Genomic DNA, 1,579 nt, shown 5'->3' on the forward strand with positions numbered 1-1,579 from the left:
CGGGTGACCTCGGCACGGCAGGGGCGCTCGTGCGTGGACTCACTCCTGGGTCAGGAGCTTGGCGAGGGTGTGTCGGTCCTCGACGGTCATGTGCTCGCGGACCAGCTTGTTCAGTGCGTGCGGGCTGTGCCAGGGAAGATGCCTCGAGGAGCTCTGGCCCGTGATGGCACTGATAACGGCGTTATCAGTCTCCCGTCCCGTCGGGCGGGCCGGAGCCACCACGGAAGGCTGGTTCTCGGCGGGCCTGCTGATAACGGCGTTATCAGCAGGGGACTCCGGCGGCTCCTTCGCCCTCTGCCGCGCGGGGGCGATAACGCCGTTATCAGAAGACGGTTGAGACGAGGGGCCACTCCGCTTCCCCTTCTTCGCCACGGCCTGCACAGCTCGCGCGTCCGCTACTGCGCGCTGCTCTTCCGGGGTGCGCTTGGCCAGCCCCCGCACATGCTCGACCTTACGGCGGCCGGCCTCCAGGTCCGCCTGAAGCTCGGGGGCGAGCTCCAGCAGGGACAACCGCTGCGAGATGTAGGGCTGGGTGACACCGAGCCTCTTGGCTGCCTTGTGCTGCGATCCGTAGAACGCCACCAAGGTCTTCAGCGCCGCTGCCTCTTCCAGGTCGGAGAGGTTCTCCCGCTGGGCGTTCGCGACGAACGCGGACTCCAGAAGGGCTTCGTCCGTGGTGACCCGCGCGTCGTCGACGGTGACCTTGATCGTCGCGAGCCCTGCAGCCCGTGCCCCCGCCAGCCGACGGTGACCGTCGACGACGACATAACCCGCACCCGGCTCGAGTTCCGATGCTCGCTCAGGGCGGTCGCGGAGGTATGCCTCGACGGACGCGACGGTGATGGACTGGATCTGCCCGATCTCGCTGAGACTGGCGGCCATCCCGGAGACGTCGCCCAGGGTCTCCCGGGGGTTGTCGGGGTTGACGCTGACATCAGTGAGCGGCAGTTCGTTGGGATCCACGGTTCCGAAAGCCTGGTCGGTCAGCTGGCGCCGCACACTGCGCGCCTTGCCGGCCCGCGCGAACGACGACGATGCGCCCAGCTGGTCTTCCTTGGAACTCATGAAATCTGCCTCGCAATCGCCCGCATGCCCGTCGACTGGTCACAGTGAGGGGCGTGTTCCAGCAGCGGCATCCGCTTGCGTACCGCTTCTCGCTGTTCCTTGAGGTCGCCGATCACCGCGAGCACCTTCGGATCCCCCAGGTTCCGCCACTCCCGGAGAGAGGACGTGGCGACGACGCCGCGCCGACTGTCGTAGAGGTTCACCACGAGCCCGAGATACTCGATCTCCAGACCCAGGTCGTCTCGCAGCGACTCGACCTGATCGGCCAGCATGGCGTATGCCGTTGCCGAGGAGTCCTCGGCCAGCACGGGGATGACCATGCCTGAGATGCCCTCGGCCTCGCCTTGGCGACGCCGCCCGTAGTAGATCGCCGCGTCGGTCGCCATGCCGAGGCTCGGCGGGCAGTCGATCACGATCGCGTCGAAGTCCTTCTCCAACGGCTGCAGCGCCCGCTCCAACGCGGCTTCCTTGTTCCGCATCCGTGCGACGGCGATCTTCGCGTCGAGGAGGAATC

Annotated in this window: 2 protein-coding genes; both read right to left on the reverse strand. The window is 67.3% G+C overall.

Annotated elements, in window-relative coordinates:
* Positions 1–39: 39 nt before the first annotated feature.
* The gene (locus ACFV3E_RS46685) at positions 40–1,065 is read right to left on the reverse strand and encodes a ParB/RepB/Spo0J family partition protein (protein WP_073772432.1); all 1,026 of its coding nucleotides are present in this window, start codon (positions 1,063–1,065) and stop codon (positions 40–42) included.
* Positions 1,062–1,579 (reverse strand): ParA family protein (locus ACFV3E_RS46690; RefSeq protein WP_450365902.1); only part of this gene is annotated, 518 nt, incomplete at its 5' end. The genes ACFV3E_RS46690 and ACFV3E_RS46685, both read right to left, overlap by 4 nt.

Source organism: Streptomyces sp. NPDC059718 (assembly GCF_042733315.1).
Taxonomy (GTDB): domain Bacteria; phylum Actinomycetota; class Actinomycetes; order Streptomycetales; family Streptomycetaceae; genus Actinacidiphila.

What these genes read in the sequence shown, in the direction of transcription:
- ACFV3E_RS46685 (WP_073772432.1), bottom strand. Translation starts at nt 1,065, where the DNA reads ATGAGTTCCAAGGAAGACCAGCTGGGCGCATCGTCGTCGTTCGCGCGG.